This window comes from Oerskovia paurometabola (assembly GCF_016907365.1).
Lineage (GTDB): Bacteria > Actinomycetota > Actinomycetes > Actinomycetales > Cellulomonadaceae > Oerskovia > Oerskovia paurometabola.
Genome location: NZ_JAFBBV010000001.1, coordinates 1,658,571 through 1,676,570 on the forward strand (window position 1 = coordinate 1,658,571; position 18,000 = coordinate 1,676,570).

At 71.8% G+C, this 18,000-nt stretch carries 18 protein-coding genes and 2 tRNA genes; 11 read left to right on the plus strand and 9 right to left on the minus strand.

The features are described from left to right. Positions 1–53 precede the first annotated feature (53 nt). From JOD48_RS07450 to JOD48_RS07475, 6 genes are all read left to right on the plus strand, one after another. Positions 54–129: transfer RNA gene (locus tag JOD48_RS07450), tRNA-Lys, on the plus strand. A gap of 273 nt (positions 130–402) precedes the next feature. Further along, positions 403–1,740 (plus strand): TrpB-like pyridoxal phosphate-dependent enzyme, encoded by a 1,338-nt coding sequence (locus tag JOD48_RS07455; protein WP_191789241.1) that lies wholly within the window; start codon positions 403–405, stop codon positions 1,738–1,740. A gap of 44 nt (positions 1,741–1,784) precedes the next feature. Continuing rightward, complete coding sequence (gene trmB, locus JOD48_RS07460; RefSeq protein WP_191789240.1) at positions 1,785–2,522, plus strand: tRNA (guanosine(46)-N7)-methyltransferase TrmB; 738 nt, start codon at positions 1,785–1,787, stop codon at positions 2,520–2,522. 149 nt (positions 2,523–2,671) lie between these two features. Next, on the plus strand, positions 2,672–3,013 hold the full coding sequence (locus tag JOD48_RS07465) for a DUF485 domain-containing protein (protein ID WP_138825027.1): 342 nt from the start codon (positions 2,672–2,674) through the stop codon (positions 3,011–3,013). A gap of 35 nt (positions 3,014–3,048) precedes the next feature. Continuing rightward, on the plus strand, positions 3,049–4,680 hold the full coding sequence (locus JOD48_RS07470; RefSeq protein WP_204810450.1) for a monocarboxylic acid transporter: 1,632 nt from the start codon (positions 3,049–3,051) through the stop codon (positions 4,678–4,680). Positions 4,681–4,804: 124 nt separating this feature from the next. Beyond that, on the plus strand, positions 4,805–5,383 hold the full coding sequence (locus JOD48_RS07475) for an AAA family ATPase (RefSeq protein ID WP_204808338.1): 579 nt from the start codon (positions 4,805–4,807) through the stop codon (positions 5,381–5,383). A gap of 43 nt (positions 5,384–5,426) precedes the next feature. Here the strand turns inward: JOD48_RS07475 and JOD48_RS07480 are convergent, their stop codons facing one another. Beyond that, the gene (locus tag JOD48_RS07480; protein ID WP_204808340.1) at positions 5,427–5,906 is read right to left on the minus strand and encodes a nuclear transport factor 2 family protein; all 480 of its coding nucleotides are present in this window, start codon (positions 5,904–5,906) and stop codon (positions 5,427–5,429) included. Positions 5,907–6,014: 108 nt separating this feature from the next. Here JOD48_RS07480 and JOD48_RS07485 point away from each other — a divergent pair, with 108 nt between their 5' ends. Together JOD48_RS07485 and JOD48_RS07490 are read left to right on the plus strand one after the other, a co-directional pair. Then, complete coding sequence (locus tag JOD48_RS07485; protein ID WP_204808341.1) at positions 6,015–6,464, plus strand: MarR family winged helix-turn-helix transcriptional regulator; 450 nt, start codon at positions 6,015–6,017, stop codon at positions 6,462–6,464. Between the two features lie 80 nt (positions 6,465–6,544). Continuing rightward, the gene (locus JOD48_RS07490) at positions 6,545–8,056 is read left to right on the plus strand and encodes a dihydrolipoyl dehydrogenase family protein (protein WP_204808343.1); all 1,512 of its coding nucleotides are present in this window, start codon (positions 6,545–6,547) and stop codon (positions 8,054–8,056) included. A 31-nt stretch (positions 8,057–8,087) separates the two neighbouring features. Here the strand turns inward: JOD48_RS07490 and JOD48_RS07495 are convergent, their stop codons facing one another. The 3 genes from JOD48_RS07495 to JOD48_RS07505 all read right to left on the minus strand — a co-directional run bounded on the left by JOD48_RS07495 (position 8,088) and on the right by JOD48_RS07505 (position 10,602). Next, positions 8,088–9,098, minus strand: a complete 1,011-nt coding sequence (locus JOD48_RS07495) for a glycine betaine ABC transporter substrate-binding protein (RefSeq protein WP_204808345.1) — start codon at positions 9,096–9,098, stop codon at positions 8,088–8,090. Positions 9,099–9,184: 86 nt separating this feature from the next. Next, a complete protein-coding gene (locus JOD48_RS07500) occupies positions 9,185–9,865 on the minus strand; it encodes an ABC transporter permease (RefSeq protein WP_204808347.1) in 681 nt (226 codons plus the stop codon). Beyond that, positions 9,862–10,602, minus strand: a complete 741-nt coding sequence (locus tag JOD48_RS07505; RefSeq protein ID WP_204808349.1) for an ABC transporter permease — start codon at positions 10,600–10,602, stop codon at positions 9,862–9,864. The genes JOD48_RS07500 and JOD48_RS07505 overlap by 4 nt, the downstream gene beginning before the upstream one ends. A gap of 68 nt (positions 10,603–10,670) precedes the next feature. On the opposite strand from JOD48_RS07505, the gene JOD48_RS07510 reads away from it, so the two are divergent. Then, positions 10,671–11,717 carry an ABC transporter ATP-binding protein gene (locus tag JOD48_RS07510; protein ID WP_191789229.1) on the plus strand — a complete coding sequence of 349 codons (1,047 nt, stop codon included), beginning with the start codon at positions 10,671–10,673 and terminating at the stop codon, positions 11,715–11,717. 66 nt (positions 11,718–11,783) lie between these two features. After that, positions 11,784–12,704 carry an ATP-grasp domain-containing protein gene (locus JOD48_RS07515; RefSeq protein WP_204808351.1) on the plus strand — a complete coding sequence of 307 codons (921 nt, stop codon included), beginning with the start codon at positions 11,784–11,786 and terminating at the stop codon, positions 12,702–12,704. A gap of 184 nt (positions 12,705–12,888) precedes the next feature. On the opposite strand, the gene JOD48_RS07520 is transcribed toward JOD48_RS07515, so the two are convergent. Continuing rightward, positions 12,889–13,368 (minus strand): aromatic ring-opening dioxygenase LigA, encoded by a 480-nt coding sequence (locus tag JOD48_RS07520; RefSeq protein ID WP_191789227.1) that lies wholly within the window; start codon positions 13,366–13,368, stop codon positions 12,889–12,891. A gap of 291 nt (positions 13,369–13,659) precedes the next feature. Between JOD48_RS07520 and JOD48_RS07525 the strand changes: the two genes are divergently transcribed. After that, the gene (locus tag JOD48_RS07525) at positions 13,660–14,049 is read left to right on the plus strand and encodes a nuclear transport factor 2 family protein (RefSeq protein ID WP_204808353.1); all 390 of its coding nucleotides are present in this window, start codon (positions 13,660–13,662) and stop codon (positions 14,047–14,049) included. A 175-nt stretch (positions 14,050–14,224) separates the two neighbouring features. On the opposite strand, the gene JOD48_RS07530 is transcribed toward JOD48_RS07525, so the two are convergent. From JOD48_RS07530 to orn, 4 genes are all read right to left on the minus strand, one after another. Then, the gene (locus JOD48_RS07530) at positions 14,225–15,499 is read right to left on the minus strand and encodes a class I SAM-dependent methyltransferase (RefSeq protein WP_191789225.1); all 1,275 of its coding nucleotides are present in this window, start codon (positions 15,497–15,499) and stop codon (positions 14,225–14,227) included. Continuing rightward, positions 15,496–16,902 (minus strand): FAD-binding oxidoreductase, encoded by a 1,407-nt coding sequence (locus JOD48_RS07535; protein WP_307824035.1) that lies wholly within the window; start codon positions 16,900–16,902, stop codon positions 15,496–15,498. The genes JOD48_RS07530 and JOD48_RS07535 overlap by 4 nt, the downstream gene beginning before the upstream one ends. A gap of 139 nt (positions 16,903–17,041) precedes the next feature. Continuing rightward, positions 17,042–17,117: transfer RNA gene (locus JOD48_RS07540), tRNA-His, on the minus strand. A gap of 70 nt (positions 17,118–17,187) precedes the next feature. Beyond that, on the minus strand, positions 17,188–17,898 hold the full coding sequence (gene orn / locus JOD48_RS07545) for an oligoribonuclease (protein WP_204808355.1): 711 nt from the start codon (positions 17,896–17,898) through the stop codon (positions 17,188–17,190). Between the last annotated feature and the right edge of the window lie 102 nt (positions 17,899–18,000).

An 18,000-nucleotide genomic window follows, 5' to 3' on the forward strand; every position in this document is an offset into this window, starting at 1 on the left:
GTCGTGACGTCCGCACCGGCGGGCGGGCGGTACCGCACGACCAGCTCCACCACGCGCCATTAGCTCAATTGGCAGAGCAGCTGACTCTTAATCAGCGGGTTCATGGTTCGAGTCCATGATGGCGCACCACCACGAAGGCCCCTCACCTGCGCAGACGCGGGGGAGGGGCCTTCGCCGTCCCCGGCGCACGACCCGCGAGACGCGCTTCACAACCCACCGCCCCAGGGGCTATGGTCGCCCGTGTGAACCTGCTCACCGCACACACCTGGTGGCCCGACCGCTGACGGTCGGACGCTGTGGCGTGCTGACCGAGCCCGACGACGGGCGGTCCAGCAGGTCTCCCGGAGTGGATCGCCCGGAACGTGCCCCCTGCACGTGCCCATCCACGAAGGAGAGAGTTCCTTGTCGACGTCCCCCCTCCCCGCCTCGGCGCCCCCGGCGCCCGCCGCCCCGACCGCTCGCTCGCTCGAGCCGCTCGGCGTCGAGGTCCCCTCCACCGTCCCGACGCACTGGTACAACCTGAACGCAGACCTGCCGGAGCCTGTCCCGCCGCACCTGCACCCGGGAACGCTCGAGCCGCTCGTGCCCGCCGACCTGGCGCCGCTGTTCCCCCTGGCGCTGATCGAGCAGGAGGTGAGCACCGAGCGCTACATCGAGATCCCGCAGACGATCCGTGAGATCTACGCGATGTGGAGGCCGGCGCCGCTCATCCGCGCGCACCGCCTCGAGCGCGCTCTCGGCACGCCCGCCCGCATCTACTACAAGTACGAGGGCGTGAGCCCTGTCGGGTCGCACAAGCCCAACACGGCGATCGCGCAGGCGTACTACAACGCGATGGAGGGCACGACGCGGCTCACGACCGAGACGGGCGCCGGGCAGTGGGGGGCGTCGCTCTCGATGGCGGCGGCGCTGCTCGGGCTCACGTGCGAGGTGTGGCAGGTGCGTGCGTCGTACGAGTCCAAGCCGTACCGGCGCTTCCAGATGGAGGCCTACGGGGGCGTGTGCCACTCGTCGCCCTCGGAGCTGACGGCGTCGGGGCGCGCGATCCTCGCGAGCGACCCGGACACCACGGGCTCGCTCGGCATGGCGATCAGCGAGGCCGTCGAGGTCGCGGCGCAGGACCCGCAGGCGCACTACTCGCTGGGCAGCGTGCTCAACCACGTGATGCTGCACCAGACGGTCATCGGTCAGGAGGCCCTGGTCCAGCTCGAGGAGGCGGGGGAGACGAGCGCGGACGTCGTGTTCGGCTGTGCGGGCGGCGGGTCGAACCTCGCGGGGCTCACGTTCCCGTTCCTGGGGCGCAACCTGCGCGAGGGAACGTCGACCCGGCTCGTCGCGTGCGAGCCCGCGGCGTGCCCGTCGCTCACGCAGGGCGAGTACCGCTACGACCACGGTGACGTCGCGGGGCTCACGCCGCTGCTCAAGATGCACACGTTGGGCAAGGACTTCGTCCCGCCGGCGATCCACGCGGGTGGCCTGCGCTACCACGGCATGTCGCCCATGGTGTCGCACGCCGTGAACCTGGGCCTCATGGACGCGGTCGCGATCGACCAGGACGAGGCGTTCCGGGCGGGGCTCGAGTTCGCCCGGTCGGAGGGCATCCTCCCGGCGCCCGAGTCGACGCACGCGGTCGCGGCAGCCATGGCGTACGCGCGCACGGTCACGGAGCCCGAGGTCGTGGTCATCGGTCTGTCCGGCAACGGGCAGCTCGACCTGCCGGCGTACGCGCAGTACGTCTGACGCTCCGTGGGAGAGGGTCTCGGGTGCCCGCCTAGACTGGGCGGGTGCCCGAGACCCTCTCCGAGGCCCGCGAGCAGGGCTTCCGTACCGACATCGTGTCCTTCGTCCGCCGCAGCGGCCGCCTCAACACCCGCCAGCAGCGCGCCTGGGACGACCACGCCGAGCAGTTCGTCCTGGACGTGCCTCGGGCCGTGGCCCGCACCTCGGTCGACCCGGCGTACGTGCTCGACGTCGCAGCGACGTTCGGGCGCTCGGCTCCCCTCGTGGTGGAGGTCGGGTCGGGGCTGGGGGAGGCCGTGGTCACCGCCGCCGAGGCCACGCCCGAGCGTGACTTCCTGGCCGTCGAGGTCTACACGCCGGGACTCGCGCAGACGGTGCTCCGTGCGACGCAGCGCGGGCTGACGAACCTGCGCCTGGTGCAGGCCAACGCGGCCGAGGTGCTCACGACGGCCCTGCCCGAGGGGTCGGTCGACGAGCTCTGGGTCTTCTTCCCCGACCCGTGGCACAAGGCCCGCCACCACAAGCGCCGTCTCGTGACACCCGAGCTAGCGGAGCTCGCCGCACGCGTGATCCGTCCCGGGGGGACGTGGCGGCTCGCGACGGACTGGGCCGAGTACGCGGACCAGATGCTCGAGGTCGTCGGGGCGAACCCGTCGTTCGTGAACGTCCACGGGGTCGGTGCGGTCGCGCCGCGCTTCGAGGGGCGTGTGCTCACGAGCTTCGAGAACAAGGGCCGTGCGGCGGGCCGGGTCATCACGGACCTGGAGCTCCGCCGGGTCTGAGCGAGGTCGCGCGGAGCCTCCGCCGCCGACACGCCCGGATCGGGTGTTTGGCGACAAGAGTGATGTACGGCACATTGGCGGAGCGGGTGAAAAACGTCGCCCGGGTCACGCGACGCCGCGTGACACACGCATGAGCCAACGGAGGCATCATGACCGACATCTCGACGGACGATCCCGTCGCGGAGACCGACTACCAGCGGGTCCAACGTTCCCCCGAGTTCCAGGACCTGCGCCGCAGGTTCCGTCTGTTCGTCTTCCCCGTCACGGCATTGTTCCTGGTCTGGTACCTGGTGTACGTCCTGCTCGCGGACTACGCGCACGACTTCATGAGCATCCGGGTGTCGGGCAACATCACGGTCGGTCTGCTGTTCGGGCTGGGCCAGTTCGTCTCGACGTTCGCGATCACCATGATCTACGCGCGCTGGGCGAACAAGCGGTTCGACCCGGTCGCCGACGACATGCGTCGCCAGATCGAGGGGGAGGACCAGTGAGGGGGGCGCTGGGGGCGGAGCCGCCCGTCGTGACCCTGGCCGCGGAGGCCTCTGACGTCGGCAACCCGTGGATCAACATCGGGATCTTCGCGGCCTTCGTCGCGGTGACCATGGTGATCGTGCTGCGCGCCTCGAAGCAGAACCGGTCCGCCGCGGACTTCTACGCGGGCGGGCGCAACTTCACGGGCCCGCAGAACGGTACGGCGATCGCGGGCGACTACCTGTCGGCCGCGAGCTTCCTGGGCATCTGCGGAGCCATCGCGATCAACGGCTACGACGGGTTCCTCTACTCGATCGGCTTCCTCGTGGCGTGGCTCGTGGCGCTTCTGCTCGTGGCCGAGCTGCTGCGCAACACGGGCAAGTTCACGATGGCCGACGTCCTGAGCTTCCGCCTGCGTCAGCGACCGGTGCGCATGGCGGCGGCGCTCGCGACGCTCATGGTCGTGTTCTTCTACCTGCTGGCCCAGATGGCGGGGGCGGGCGGCCTGGTCGCCCTGCTGCTCGGCATCTCGTCGACCGCTGGGCAGTCCGTCGTCATCGCGATCGTCGGCGTCCTGATGATCGCGTACGTGATGATCGGCGGCATGAAGGGCACCACGTGGGTGCAGATCATCAAGGCGGTCCTGCTGATCGCGGGTGCCGGGATCATGACGTTCTGGGTGCTCGCGAAGTTCGGCTTCAACCTGTCGGACCTGTTCCAGGGTGCGATCGACAAGGCGGGGCCGGGCGGTGAGGCTCTCATCGAGCCGGGCAAGCAGTACGGGGCGACCCCCATGTCGCAGCTCAACTTCCTGTCGCTCGCGCTGGCCCTGGTGCTCGGCACCGCGGGCCTGCCGCACGTCCTGACCCGTTTCTACACGGTGCCGACGGGCAAGGAGGCGCGCCGCAGCGTGGTCTGGGCCATCTGGCTCATCGGCATCTTCTACCTGTTCACGCTCGTGCTGGGCTACGGGGCGGGCGCGCTCGTGGGCCCCGAGGCGATCTCGTCGGCTCCTGGCGGCGTGAACTCCGCGGCGCTCCTGCTCGCGTACGAGCTGGGCGGCGAGATCCTGCTGGGCATCATCTCGGCGGTCGCGTTCGCGACGATCCTCGCGGTGGTCGCGGGGCTGACGATCACGGCCGCGACGAGCTTCGCGCACGACATCTACGCGAACGTCATCAAGAAGGGCGAGGTCAAGCCCGACGGCGAGGTCAAGGTCGCGCGCCTCACGGTGCTCGTGATCGGCGTGCTCGCGATCGTGGGCGGCATCTTCGCGCAGGGCCAGAACATCGCGTTCCTCGTGGCGCTGGCCTTCGCGGTCGCGGCGAGCGCGAACCTGCCGACCATCATCTACTCGCTGTTCTGGAAGCGGTTCAACACGTCGGGCGCGCTGTGGAGCATGTACGGGGGACTGGTCTCGTGCCTCGTGCTCATCGCGTTCTCGCCCGTCGTCTCGGGCAAGGTGGACCCGGTCACGGGCGCGAGCCTGTCGATGATCAAGGACACGAGCATCGACTTCGCGATCATCCCGCTCGAGAACCCGGGCCTGATCTCGATCCCGCTCGCGTTCCTCCTGGGTGTCCTGGGGACGTTCCTGAGCAAGGAGACGTCGCACCCGGAGAAGTTCGCCGAGATGGAGGTCCGTTCGCTCACGGGCGCGGGCTCGGAGAAGGCGGTCGTGCACTAGGGGCGTGCGCGCCGGGTGTGCAGCTCGGGTGTCGCGGACTCCCGCGGACAGCCCGAGCTGCACGCTCGGCGAGGCCCGGTAATGCGCTCGCGTCCGGCCTGCCGCACGTCCTAGGGTCCGTGGCATGCTCCCTGAGACGTCCCTGCCCGACGGCGCCGCTCACCTCGGCGCGTCCGCTCCCGTCCTCGTCGTCACCGGCGCCATGGCCTCCGGGAAGTCGACGGTCGCGCAGGCTCTGGCCGGCTCCTTCCCCCTCGCGGCGCACGTGCGCGGTGACATGTTCCGCCGCTTCGTCGTGAGCGGGCAGGCGTCGATGGACCCGCCGCTCTCAGCCCGCGCCCGCGCCCAGCTCGACCTGCGGCACGCGCTCGCGGCCCACGCCGCCGACACCTACGCTGCCGCGGGGATCACGGCCGTGGTCCAGGACATCCTGCTGGGGCCCGACCTGGCCCGCTTCACGGCGAGCCTGCGCACCCGGCCGCGCTACGCCGTCGTGCTGGCGCCCAGCGCCGCGGCCCTCGCCGCCCGGGACGCCGCCCGGCACAAGCAGGCGTACGGCGCGTGGACGCCCGACGAGTTCGCCGCGGCCGCGCGCGAGACCCCGGGCGGCCTGCACCTCGACACGACCGGGTGGACCGTCGCGGAGACGGTCGCGCAGATCCTCGACCGCCTCGACGAGGCCCGCGTCGACGACGCGGCCTGAGGCGAGCGCCACCCCGCCCGGCAGGCGACCGCGCGAGGTGCCGCTAGGCCGGTCCGGCGCGCGTGACGGGTGTGGTCGACGTCCAGATCGGCTCCGTCGTGATGTGCGTCAGTCGCCAGCCGGCGTCGGTCCTGCGCGCCCTGAGCCGGTAGACCGCTCCGAGGGTGACGGGTCTGTCCGCCTGCGGCTCGCGTCGGGCGAACGTGGCGACCACGTTCGCCCGGACCTCTGCGTGGTCGTGTGCGAGATCGACCAGGACGTTGCCGACGAGGTGCTGGACTCCGTCCTGCGGCCGGTGGTTGCGCGCGGCCTGGGCGACGACTGCGTCGATCCCCTGCGCGGTTCCACCGGGGGTGCTGGCGTGCGCGTCCGGGACGAGCAGGTCTCGGAGCCGGTCGGTGTCGCCGTCGTCGAGCGCGGCCGTGAGCCGGGAGACGAGGCGTGCGACGTCCTCGCGGTCGAGCAGTCCGCGCAGGGCGTCGTGGTGCGTGGCGGGAAGGTGGGCGTCGTCGTGCACGGGCATGAGAGCCTCCGGGAGGTGGATAACACGGCGAATCGTTGGAGCCCCCAACGTTAACCATTGTTGGTGGTGCCCACAATAGGTTGAGCCAACAAAGCGTAGGATCGGGGGATGGAGACCGAGACCGCCCCTGAACGCCTCCGGGAGCTTCCCAGCTGGCTGCTCTCCCAGGCGGCGCTGGAGGCGTCCCGGACCGTCTCGGAGCACCTGTCCACCGTGGGGGCGCACCGCTCCCACTACGCCGTGCTCGCCGCCCTGGAGGAGTTCGGCCCGGCGAGCCAGGCCGCGCTCGGGCGCCGGTGCGGGATCGACCGGAGCGACATGGTCGCGCTGCTCGACAGACTGGCGGCCGACGGTGACGTCGAGCGCCGCCCCGACCCGTCCGATCGGCGTCGCAACGTCGTCACGCTGACCCCCAGGGGGGTGCGACGGCTCGACGAGCTCGGCGCAGCGCTCGGCGACGCGCAGGACGCCCTCCTCTCGTCGCTGCCGGGCAAGGACCGCGACATGCTGGTCGCCCTGCTGCGTGAGCTGGTCACGGGGCACGCCGCGCGCCGCTAGGGTCCCGGGCTCTGCGCCCTGGGCACCCGCCCCCACGCCCCGGCAGGCAACCGCGCGAGGTCCGGGTCACGATGGGAGGCATGAGCACCGACCCACGCACCCAGGCCACCCCGGACGAGACCTACGACGTGATCGTGATCGGTGGTGGGCCCGTCGGCGAGAACGCCGCCGACCGCGCGAGCCGCACCGGGCTGAGCGTCGCCGTGGTCGAGGCCGAGCTCGTCGGAGGGGAGTGCTCCTACTGGGCGTGCATGCCGTCCAAGGCGCTGCTGCGCCCCGGCGCCGCCCTCGCGGCCGCCCGCGCGGTCCCGGGAGTCGCGGCCGACCCGGTGCTCGACCCGGCACCGATCCTCGCGCGCCGCGACGAGATGGTCTCGCACTGGGACGACTCGGGGCAGGTCCAGTGGCTCGACGGCGCCGGGATCTCGCTCGTGCGCGGCCTGGGCCGGCTCGTCGGGTCGAAGCTCGTCGAGGTCAGCCCCGAGGATCCCGACGCCGACGTCGACGACCTCCCCGAGACCCGCCTGCTCGCCGCCCGGCACGCCGTGATCGTCGCGACGGGCAGCGTGCCCGTCCTGCCCGACACCCCGGGACTGGCCGAGACCGACCCGTGGAGCAGCCGCGAGGCCACGAGCGTCCAGGACGTCCCGACCTCGATCGTGATCCTGGGCGGGGGAGTCGTGGGCGTCGAGATGGCGACGGCGTTCCGCGACCTGGGTTCGGAGGTCACGCTGCTCTCGCGCGGACGCCTGCTCGGACGCTCGGAGCCCTTCGCGAGCGAGGCCGTCGCGGCGGGCCTGAAGAAGATCGGCGTGGACGTGCGCCTGGGCGTGAGCGTCACGGGAGCGACGTCCCTGCCCGACGGCGGCGCGCGCCTCGCGTACGACGGTCCGCAGGGCAAGGGGTCGGTCGCGGCGGCGCAGGTGCTCGTCGCGACGGGCCGCGTGCCGCGCACCGCGGACCTCGGGGTCGACGTCGTCGGGCTCGAACCGGGGAAGGCGCTCGAGGTGGACGACCAGCTCGAGGTCCAGGGCGTGGACGGCGGCTGGCTGTTCGCGTGCGGCGACGTGACGGGCCGCGTGGCGACCACGCACCAGGGGAAGTACCAGGGGCGGGTCGTGGGCGACGTGGTCGCGGCGAGGTTCGGGAGCGCAAAGCCGGGTGAGGCTGCGGCGGCCGGGGCGGCCGGTGAGACCCCCGAGCCGTGGAGCCGCTACGCCGCGACCGCCGACCACGGTGCGAAGACGCAGGTCGTGTTCTCCCGCCCCGAGGTCGCGTCGGTGGGGCTGACCGAGGCCGAGGCCAGGAAGGCAGGGCTCACGGTCAAGGCGGTGTCGTACAAGCTCGGGTCGGTGTCCGGGGCCGTGCTCGTCGCCGAGGGCTACGAGGGGACCGCGCAGATCGTGGTCGACACCGACCGGCAGGTGATCGTGGGCGCGACGTTCGTCGGTCCGGACGCGGCGGAGATGCTGCACGCCGCGACCATCGCGATCGTCGGGCAGGTGCCGCTTGCACGCTTGTGGCACGCTGTGCCCGCCTACCCGACGATCAGCGAGGTCTGGCTACGGCTGCTCGAGACCTACGGCCTGTAGCCGCGAAGGCCCCGAGCAGCCGCCTGCTCGGTCAGCCGAGCTGGCCGTCCGAGGAGAACACGAGGCCGAGCACGATCTCGCCCTGGAGAAGCGCCGACTTGGTCAGCGGCCCGCCCACGTCGAGGTTCACGAAGTTGGTGATGTTGAGCCCGTAGGTCTCCTCGAGCCCCGGCTGGCAGAAGGCGCGCTCGGGGCACTCCGGTCCCGCGCCCAGCGTGATGCCGCCGGGGCAGGCCTCGGCCAGCTCGCTGAGCGTCGACACGTCGTGCTCCTCGGCGAAGGCCGTCGTGACGGCGAACGCGTTCTGGTCCTGGGCTGCCGACGGCTCGCCGAACGTCAGGCCCTTCTGGGTGCCCAGGTCGCGCAGCGCGGTCACCGTGGTGTCGAGGTCCCCGCTCGCGAGGGGCTCGGCGTCGGGGCCGTTGATCTCCTTGTTGAGGAACTCGGTGAGCGTCCCCACGTACTCGGGGAACACGCTGAGCTGGCCCGACTCGAGCGCCGGCAGGTACGTCTCGCGCGCGTCGACCGTCTGGACCGTGACGTCGTAGCCGCCCGAGCGCAGGACCGCCGCGTAGATCTCGGCGAGCGTGGTGCTCTCGGAGAAGTTGGCCGCGCCCACGACGAGCGACGTCCCGGCCCCCGGGGTCGAGGTCGCCGCGAGGCCCTCGTCCTCGACGAACTTCTGCGCGACCTGCGAGGACGTCTGCCGGTCCACGTCGACGGCCTTGTTGAGCGCGATGAGCTTGTCGGTGTCGAGCGCTGCGGACACGGTGTCGAGCAGCTCCAGGACGGCGGGCTGGTTCGCGACCGCCGCCGCGTTGGCCGCCGGGATGATGTTGTCGACGGTCTGCAGGTGCTTGTCGTCCTCGAGGACGACGAGCGCGTCGCCCGCGACGGGCTCGCACACGGTGCCGCTCGCGGTGGACGTGGAGCCCCCGGACGCCTCGGTGCCGGAGGATCCGGCCTCGCCGCACGCCGCGAGAGCGACGACGAGGAGGGCGGAAGCGGTCAGGGTGCGGAAGGTGGTGGATCGCCGTGACATGGGTGTCAGGTGCCTCTCGGGTCGTCGTCTCGCACGGACAACCCATTCCACCCCCGGGGGAGGGCACCGGCAACCCGAGGGGTGCCTCAGCGGACGGTGCCTGCCTTGACGCGCAGCGGTGCGGGGGTCACGGCCCGCTGGACGAGTGCGAGGACCGCGTCGACGACGAGGCACAGCACCGCGATCACGACGCCCACCGCGAGGACCTGCCCGTAGCGCTGGTTGGAGAAGCCGACCCGCAGGGGGACGCCGAGCCCCCCGCCGCCGACGAACGCGGCGAGCGTGAGCACCGCGATGACCTGCACGATCGCGGTCCGCAGCCCGGCGGCGACCAACGGCACCGCGAGCGGCACCTCGACGAGCCACAGCGAGCGCTGCGAGCTCATGCCCATGCCACGGGCAGCGTCCTTGACGTCGGGGTCGACCTCGGCGACGCCCGTGTAGGCGTTGGCGAGGATGAGCGGGATCGCGAAGATCACGGCCGAGATGACTGCAGCGCGATCCCCGAACAGCCCGCCTGCCGCGAGGATCAGCAGGATCCCGAACGTCGGCAGGGCGCGCGAGGTGTTCACGACCACGATCGTCGGACCCGCGCCCTTGCCCGAGTGGCCGAGCCAGATCCCCGCGGGCAGAGCGATGAGCGCCGCCAGCAGGACCGCGATCGCGGTCATCTCCAGGTGCTCGCCCGTGCGCACGAGCAGCCCGTCGGGGCCGGTCCAGTTGAGCGGGTCGTTGAGCCACGTCAGGGCTTCCTGGACGACGTTCATGCGGTCCGCTCGCTCGCCGCTCCGGCCGCCTGCGCGACGGCCGCCTCGCTCGCGACGCGTCCCGTCGAGCGTTCCGTCGAGCCCGGCGCACGGGTCCGTGACCACGGGGTCAGGGCCCGGCCCAGGAGCAGGAGGAGCAGGTCGAGCACGACCGCCAGCAGCAGGCACAGCAGCGTCGCCGTCATGATCTGGGCGTTGTAGCTCGACCGGAAGCCGCGGAACATCAGGGTGCCCAGCCCGCCGTACCCCGCCACGAACCCGACCGTGACGAGCGCCACGGTCGAGACCGTCGCGAGACGTACCCCGGTCATGATGCTCGGCAGCGCGTTGGGGATCTCGACCGAGGTCAGCAGCCGCGTGGGACCGTAGCCCAGGCCCTTGGCCGCGTCGCGCACGTCGGGGTCGACGCCCTGCAGGCCCACCAGGATGTTGCGCACCAGGATGAGCAGGGCGTACATCACGAGACCGATGAGCACGGGCGTCCGACCGATCCCCGTGAACGGGACGAGGATCGAGAACAGTGCGAGCGAGGGGATCGTGTACATGACGCCCGTCGTGCCGAGCACGGGGACCGCGAGCCAGCGCACGCGGTGCGCGAGGGCCGCGAGCGGCAGGGCGATGACGAGCGCGATGAGCACGGCCTGGATGGTGATCGTCGTGTGCTCGACGAGCGCCTGGGAGATCTCTCCCCAGTTGTTCTGGACGTAGCTCCACGAGAACCACGGGTTGGGCGGCATGCCGTCGAACCTATCCCGAGCCACCCACCGCTCGCGCGACGGGGTGGCGCGCCAGGTAGCGTCGAGGCATGGCGAGCACCCCGACCGGCACCACCGAGGCCACCAGAGCGTTCCCGACGATCACCGACGAGGCGGCCATCGTGTTCGACGGCGTCCGCAAGGAGTACCCCAACGGGACCGTCGCCGTGGGCGACCTGTCCCTGAGCGTGCGCGAGCACGAGATGCTCGCGCTCGTCGGGCCCTCGGGCTGCGGGAAGTCCACGACGCTGCGCATGACCAACCGCCTCGTCGAACCCTCTGCCGGGCGCATCCTGCTGAGCGGCGAGGACATCACGCAGGGCGACCCCGTGGCCCTGCGGCGGCGGATCGGGTACGTGATCCAGAACGTCGGCCTCTTCCCGCACCGCACCGTCGCCCAGAACATCGCGACAGTCCCCGGGCTGCTCGGCTGGGACAAGGCGCGCACGCGCTCCCGTGTCGGCGAGCTGCTCGAGCTCGTCGGCCTGGCCCCCGACACCTACGCCAAGCGATACCCGCACGAGCTGTCGGGCGGCGAGCGCCAGCGCGTCGGCGTGGCCCGGGCGCTCGCGACCGACCCGCCGGTCCTGCTCATGGACGAGCCCTTCGGTGCCGTCGACCCCGCAGGGCGGCGTCGGCTCCAGACCGAGTTCCGGCGCATCCAGCGCGAGCTCGGGACCACCGTGCTGTTCGTGACCCATGACATCGACGAGGCCGTCCATCTTGCCGACCGCATCGCGGTCTTCAGCTTCGGCGGGCACCTCGAACAGCTCGCCGAGCCCCTGACCGTCCTGGCGCACCCCGCGAGCGACGCCGTCCGGGAGTTCATCGGGGAGGGCGCGCCGGTCCGCATGCTCGGGCTGGCCATGGTGCAGCGCGCGGACCTCGAGGGCGTGGACCTCATCTCCGCGCCCGCCCCCGACGCGATCCGCCTGGGCGCGCCGCTGTCCGTCGCCTTCGAGGCGATCGCGGCGCTGCCCGGGGCCGCGATGGGCCGGGTGCCCGTCGCGGACGAGGCGGGCGACGTCGTCGGGTCCCTGACCGCGGACGGGATCCTCGCCGCCCTGCGGCGCACCGCGGACGCCGCCGCGGTCTAGCGGGCGCGACGGAGATCTCACCGCCCGCGCGTGTACGGCGCGCGCGGGGCGTCTAGGCTCGTACGCGTGACCACCACAGCGCGCATCGCCCTCGCCACCTGCTCCGTCCTGCCCCGCCTCGACCCCGACGACGCCCCCCTCGTGGGAGCGCTCGCCGCCCGGGGGATCGAAGCCGTGCCGTCGGTGTGGGACGACGAGTCGGTCGACTGGGCCTCGTTCGACGCGGTCGTCGTGCGCTCGGCCTGGGACTACGCCCCTCGCCGCGACGAGTTCGTCGCCTGGGCCGAGCGTGCGGGCCGCGTGCTCAACCCCGCTGCGGTCATCAGCTGGAACACCGACAAGCGCTACCTCAAGGAGCTCGAGGAGCAGGGCGTCCCGGTCATCCCGACGCTCTGGCTCGACCCGAGCCAGAACCTGTCCTCGCGCGCCATCCACACGCGCCTGCCCGCGCAGGGGGACTTCGTCATCAAGCCCGTCGTGAGCGCCGGGGCCAAGGACACGGGCCGCTACCAGTCGGGGGAGGCGCACTCGCGCGGCCTCGCGATCCAGCACGCCAAGAACCTCCTCGCCTCCGGGCGTCAGGTCATGGTCCAGCCGTACGTCCGCAGCGTCGACACCGCGGGGGAGACCGGGCTCGTCTTCATCGACGGCGAGTTCTCGCACGCCGTGCGCAAGAACGCGCTGCTCACCGGCCCGCACCGTCCCACCCAGGGCCTGTACAAGCAGGAGGAGATGAGCCGCTTCGAGGCCAGCCCCGAGCAGCTCGCGGTCGCCGAGCAGGCGCTCGCGGTCGCCGCCAGGGCGGTACCGGGGCAGGAGCCGAACCTCTACGCACGCGTCGACCTCGTGAACGGCGACGACGGCGCCCCCATGGTCATCGAGGCCGAGCTCACCGAGCCCTCGCTCTTCTTCTCGCTCGGCAAGGGATCGCTCGACCGCTTCGCGGACGCGGTGGCGCGGCGGCTCGTGGCGAGCCCCGAGGCCTGACCGCCCGGGCCTGACCGACCAGGCCCGACCGTCCGGCCCTCGACCGGCAGGCGCTCGTCACGGCTCCCGACCCCGGACGTGATGAAGGCCCGACGAGCTGTGCTCGTCGGGCCTTCACCATGCCGGGAGATTCTTGCCGGGTGATCTGCCGAGCTGGTCGTGCTGGTGCTGCTGTGGTGCTGCGTCAGGCGTTGACGACCTCAGGGGTGGGGTTCGCGGTGCCGACGCTCAGGGCGGGGGCTGCTCCGATGCGGCGCAGGGCGTAGCCGAGGAGGCCGAACAGGACACCGAGGCCCATGACCAGTGCGCTGACGCCGTAGGAGACGACCGAGGTGAAGAGCGAGGCGCGCAGGAACGAGCCGTTCATGACCGTCGCGCGGGTCGGGTCTTCCTTGTCGAGCTCGGCGTAGGTCTTGCCGTCGCTCATCTTGAGCGCGTGCTCGTTGATGATCTCGGCCTGGGCGTAGGCGCTGAAGGGGCCGCGGACCGGCGAGCCGGCGAGCATCGAGGCGTCCTCGGAGACCGTGATCTTCTCGGCGGCCAGCTGCGAGGTGATGGTGGCCCAGGTGGCTGCGCCGGCGAGCAGCAGCACGAGGCCTGCGATCATCGTGACGAGCCCGATGAGGCGGACGGAGCGGGCGGGACCAGCGGTGCTGGTGCTCATGGTGTGACTCCCAGAAGAAGAGGTCGAGGCGACCTGAGATGAGGTGCGAAAGGATCGAACTTCGTTGCGATCCCTATGCTGGGAGCGCTTCGATAAGTCGACCCTACAGACCTTGTGAACGTCTTCACAAGCGAGTTTCTGTGGCCTCCGTCACGCGGAGATGACAGAGTGTCAATGTCGAGAAAAGTGGTCGGACGGGCTGATCGCGAGCGTAGGGCCAAAGGTTCCCCACCCCCGGGACGAAGGTCCCGAGCGGCCCCGGAATCGGCCCACGAGCACCGGGAGAACGGCATGGGACGCGACACCAGCGCCCTGCGGGACGAGCTGGAAGCCGTCGAGGCGGCCTGGGGGCGGGCCATCGTCGCCAACGACGCCGACGCGATCGGCCGGTTCATGACCGACGACTGGCAGATCGTCGGCGAGGACGGCGCCACGGCCCGCGAGGACTTCCTGGCCCTCGTCCGCTCGGGGAACCTCACGCACGAGTCGATGGGCAAGATCACCGGGAGCGTGCGCTCGCTGGGTGACGTCGCCGTGCTCGTCGGGCGCGGCACCAACACCGGTCACTACCAGGGCCAGGTGTTCAGCTCCGACGAGTGGATCACCGACGTGTTCGTCCGGGGCGCCGACGGGTGGCGGTGCGCCCACACGCACCTCACGGCGGCCCGCGGCGCGTCCTGAGCCGCTGGATGTCCCTGACCGGTTTCGTGGCGCTTGCCGAGATGCTGCCGGTTGCCGCGGCTCCCGTGCTCGAAGCGGCAACGGGCAGCATCTCGTCGAGTCTCGGCTCGTGACCAGGCCTGGCGATCCGTGCCCGACCCGAGACGACCTCGAGAGTGGGCGCGGCGCCGTCGGGCTACGGGGTCCAGTCCGGGCGCAGCGGGAAGCCCGACGCCCCACCCGGCTCGGGGCGCACCGCGAGCACCTGGTGGAGCTGGATCTCGTTGCGCTCGAACGCGAGCCGCGACCCCGCCATGTACAGGCCCCACACGCGGGCCGTGCCGATCCCGACGTCGGCCACGCACTCCTCCCAGTGCCGCGTGAGGTTCGCGCCCCACTCGCGCAGCGTCATCGCGTAGTGCTCGCGCAGGTTCTCCTCGTGCCGCACCTCGAGACCCACGTCCTGCATGGTCGAGATGATCCGGCCCGAGCCCGTGAGCTCGCCGTCCGGGAAGACGTACCGGTCGATGAAGCCGCCCGCGCGGGGACGGGCCGTGTTGGTCGGGCGCGTGATCGAGTGGTTGAGCAACCGACCGCCGTCGCGCAGACGACCCTGGAGGAACGTGAAGTACGCGCGGTAGTTCGCGACCCCGATGTGCTCGGTCAGCCCGATCGAGCTCACGGCGTCGAAGCCGCTGTCGGTCACGTCGCGGTAGTCGCCGTACCGGACCTCCGCGAGGTCGCCCAGCCCCTCTGCCTCGATCCGGGCCTGCCCCCACTCGGCCTGCTGCCGGGACAGCGTGACCCCCAGCGCGCGCACCCCTGCACGCGCCGCGTGCCGGACCATGCCGCCCCATCCGCACCCGACGTCGAGCAGGCGCATGCCCCTGCGCAGGCCCAGCTTGCCCGCGACCAGCGCGTACTTGTGCTCCTGCGCCTCCTCGAGCGTCGCCTGCGACGTGGGGAAGCACGCGCACGTGTACGTCATCGACGGCCCCAGGACGTGCTCGTAGAACGTGTTCGAGACGTCGTAGTGGTGGCTGATCGCCTCGGCGTCGCGCTGCCGAGAGTGCCGCAGCCCCTCGGTGAGCCGGCGCAGGCGCGACAGGTGCTCCTCGGGCGGTGGCTCGGGAGGCCGCAGGACGCCCAGGCCCAGACCGCGCGCCCACCGGGCCACCTCGACCGGGCTCGGACGGCGCAGCCGCAGCCCGTCGGCGGCAGCCCGGAGCAACGGGTACGGGTCCCCGCCCGGCACCCCGTCCACCTGCAGGTCGCCCGCGACGTACGCGCGGCCGAGCCCCAGCCCCCCGGGCGACGTCGCGACGTACCGCAGGCCCCGCTCGTTCGCCAGGTGCACGTGGAACGGGGCGTCGGCCGGACCTGCGCTGGACCCGTCGTACGCGCTGAAGCCGAACGGCAGCGGGCCGTCCGCCAGCTCGTCGAGGACCTCGGCCACCGCGATCTGCGTCATGCTCCCTGCACCGCCTTCTCGTAGAGCGTCGGCGTGCGTCCCGCCGGGTCGTACCGGTCCTTGACCGCCGCGTAGTCGATGCCGCCGTACAAGGTGTCGAACGTCTCGCGCCCGTACGTCGAGGTCGAGTAGAGCGACTTGTGGCCGTGCCGCACCGCGACCGCCATCTCGATCAGGCGGTTCACGTCGCCGTCGCGCCCGCCCTCGACGATCGGCACGCCACCCCAGAAGCCCACGTTGACGTACACGCGGTGCGGTTCGAGCGGGTACAGGGGCCACGGCTCGGGCGACGCGAGGCGCAGCGGGCACAACCACACCGGCGTCATGGGGACGTGGCCCGTGAACCACGCCATGAAGCTCTCGAGCTGGTCGAGCGGCACCTCGACGTCCTGGACCACCCGCTCGTTGCGGGGCCGACGGCGAAGGTCGGCGAGCCGGCCCGTGAGGTCCAGGCGCTCGTCGAGGCCCACGATCCGGCGGTAGACGTCCGAGCGTCGCCACCGCCGCGGCCACAGCCTGCGCACCACCGGGTTCTGCACCCCGAACGCGCGCGAGCACCAGAACCAGTCCGTGTCCCAGCGCCACAGGTAGTCGTGCGTGCTCAGCACGTCGAGCGGGCGCTCGCGCACCGAGAGGTAGTAGATGCGCTGGCCCGTGTAGTCGCTCGGTGCGGGCGCGAGCGACCGTGCCTCCTCGCGCGACGCGAACCGGCCCAGGCACAGGTACACCTCGCCCGGGGCGAACAGGACACCGTCGCAGAAGTCGACCCGCTGCCCCTCCCACGTCCCGTCCGCCGCGATCTTGCCGACCGCCGCGGCGACCTCCGCGACCGCACCGAAGCGTACGTTGCGGACCGCGACGAACGGCTCGCTCCGGTCGAGGCGCAGTCGCACGCGCGTCGCGTACCCGAGGGTCCCGTACGAGTTGGGGAACGCGTGGAAGAGGTCGGCGTGCTCGCCCGTGGGCCTGGCCGTGACGAGCTCGCCGGCCGGCGTCAGGACGTCGATCTCGAGGACGGCCTCGTGCGGCAGGCCGTTGCGCAACGAGCTCGACTCGATGCCGAGCCCCGCCAGGGCGCCACCGACCGTGATGGTCCGCAGCTGCGGGACGACGGTGGGGACCAGCCCGTGCGGCAGCGTCACGGCGACCAGGTCCTCGTACGTGCACATACCCTGCACGTCGGCCGTGCCCGCGGCGTCGTCGACCGAGATCACCCCGGTCAGTCCCGACGCGTCGAGGCCGGGGCCGGCGGACGGGCGTCGGGGGCGGAACAGGTTCGTCGTCCGCTTCGCCAGGCGCAACGGGCGGCCGGGGTCGACGGCAGCGGCGGAGCGCACCAACGTGGCCACGGCCTGCGCGTGCTGGTGCTCGCCACGGACAACGGTGTTCGCGGGGGCTGACACCTCACCCACTGTAGGGAAGGCTGGCGGAGCCGCCACCGGTGAGCGGAATCACAGTCGCCGTCGGGCGCCTCGCGGGGGTGATGCGGCGGTGCGAAAAGCAGAAGAGGCCCCCCGCGCGAACGCGAGGAGCCTCTTCCCGTGGGGTGAGTAACGGGACTTGAACCCGCGACCCCCTGGACCACAACCAGGTGCTCTACCAGCTGAGCTATACCCACCACGGCCTGCTCGGGTTCCGAGGAACCGTTCTAGCAGCCGTCGAAAAGTGTACCTGGTTTCTGAGGGGTCTCAGGACAGGTTTTCGGCGTCGGCCCCGGTGGGCGCCGAACCAGGGGTCGCGGCGGCTCCTGGCAGGGGCGCGACGATCGTCCCGAGGGTCGTACCGACGCTCGTCGCCTTGATCCGTTCGGCGATCGCCTTCGCGGTCCGCGAGTCCGTCCCGGGCTGGGGCACGAACAGGGCCTCACGGTAGTACCGCAGCTCGTCGATGCTGTCGAGGATGTCGCCCAGCGCACGGTGGCCGCCCGTCTTGGCCGGGGACGCGAAGTAGACGCGCGGGTACCAGCGACGCGCGAGCTCCTTGATCGAGGAGACGTCGACGATCCGGTAGAGCAGGTGCCCGACCAGCTCCGGCATGTCCCGCTCGAGGAACGTCTTGTCGGTGCCGACCGAGTTCCCCGCGAGCGGGGCCTTGCCGGGCTCGGGCACCCAGGTGCGGACGTACTCCAGCACGCGGGCCTGCGCGTCGGCCATGGTCGTGCCGCCCGGCAGCTCCTCGAGCAGCCCCGAGGTGGTGTGCATCTCGCGGACGAAGTCACCCATCTGCTCGATCGCCTCGTCCGGCGGGGTGATGAGGACGTCGACCCCCTCGCCCAGGACGTTCAGCTCGGAGTCGGTGACGACGGCGGCGACCTCGATGAGCGCGTCGGCGCCCAGGTCGAGGCCGGTCATCTCGCAGTCGATCCACACGATGCGGTCGTTGGTGTTCACGGGGCTCACGCCCACAGCCTAGGCCGTGGGGGCCGGGGCCGGTGCCCAGGACGCCCGTGCTGCGAGCCGGACGGGCCCGACCTACCGTCGAGGAGGACCTGGACGCGACCG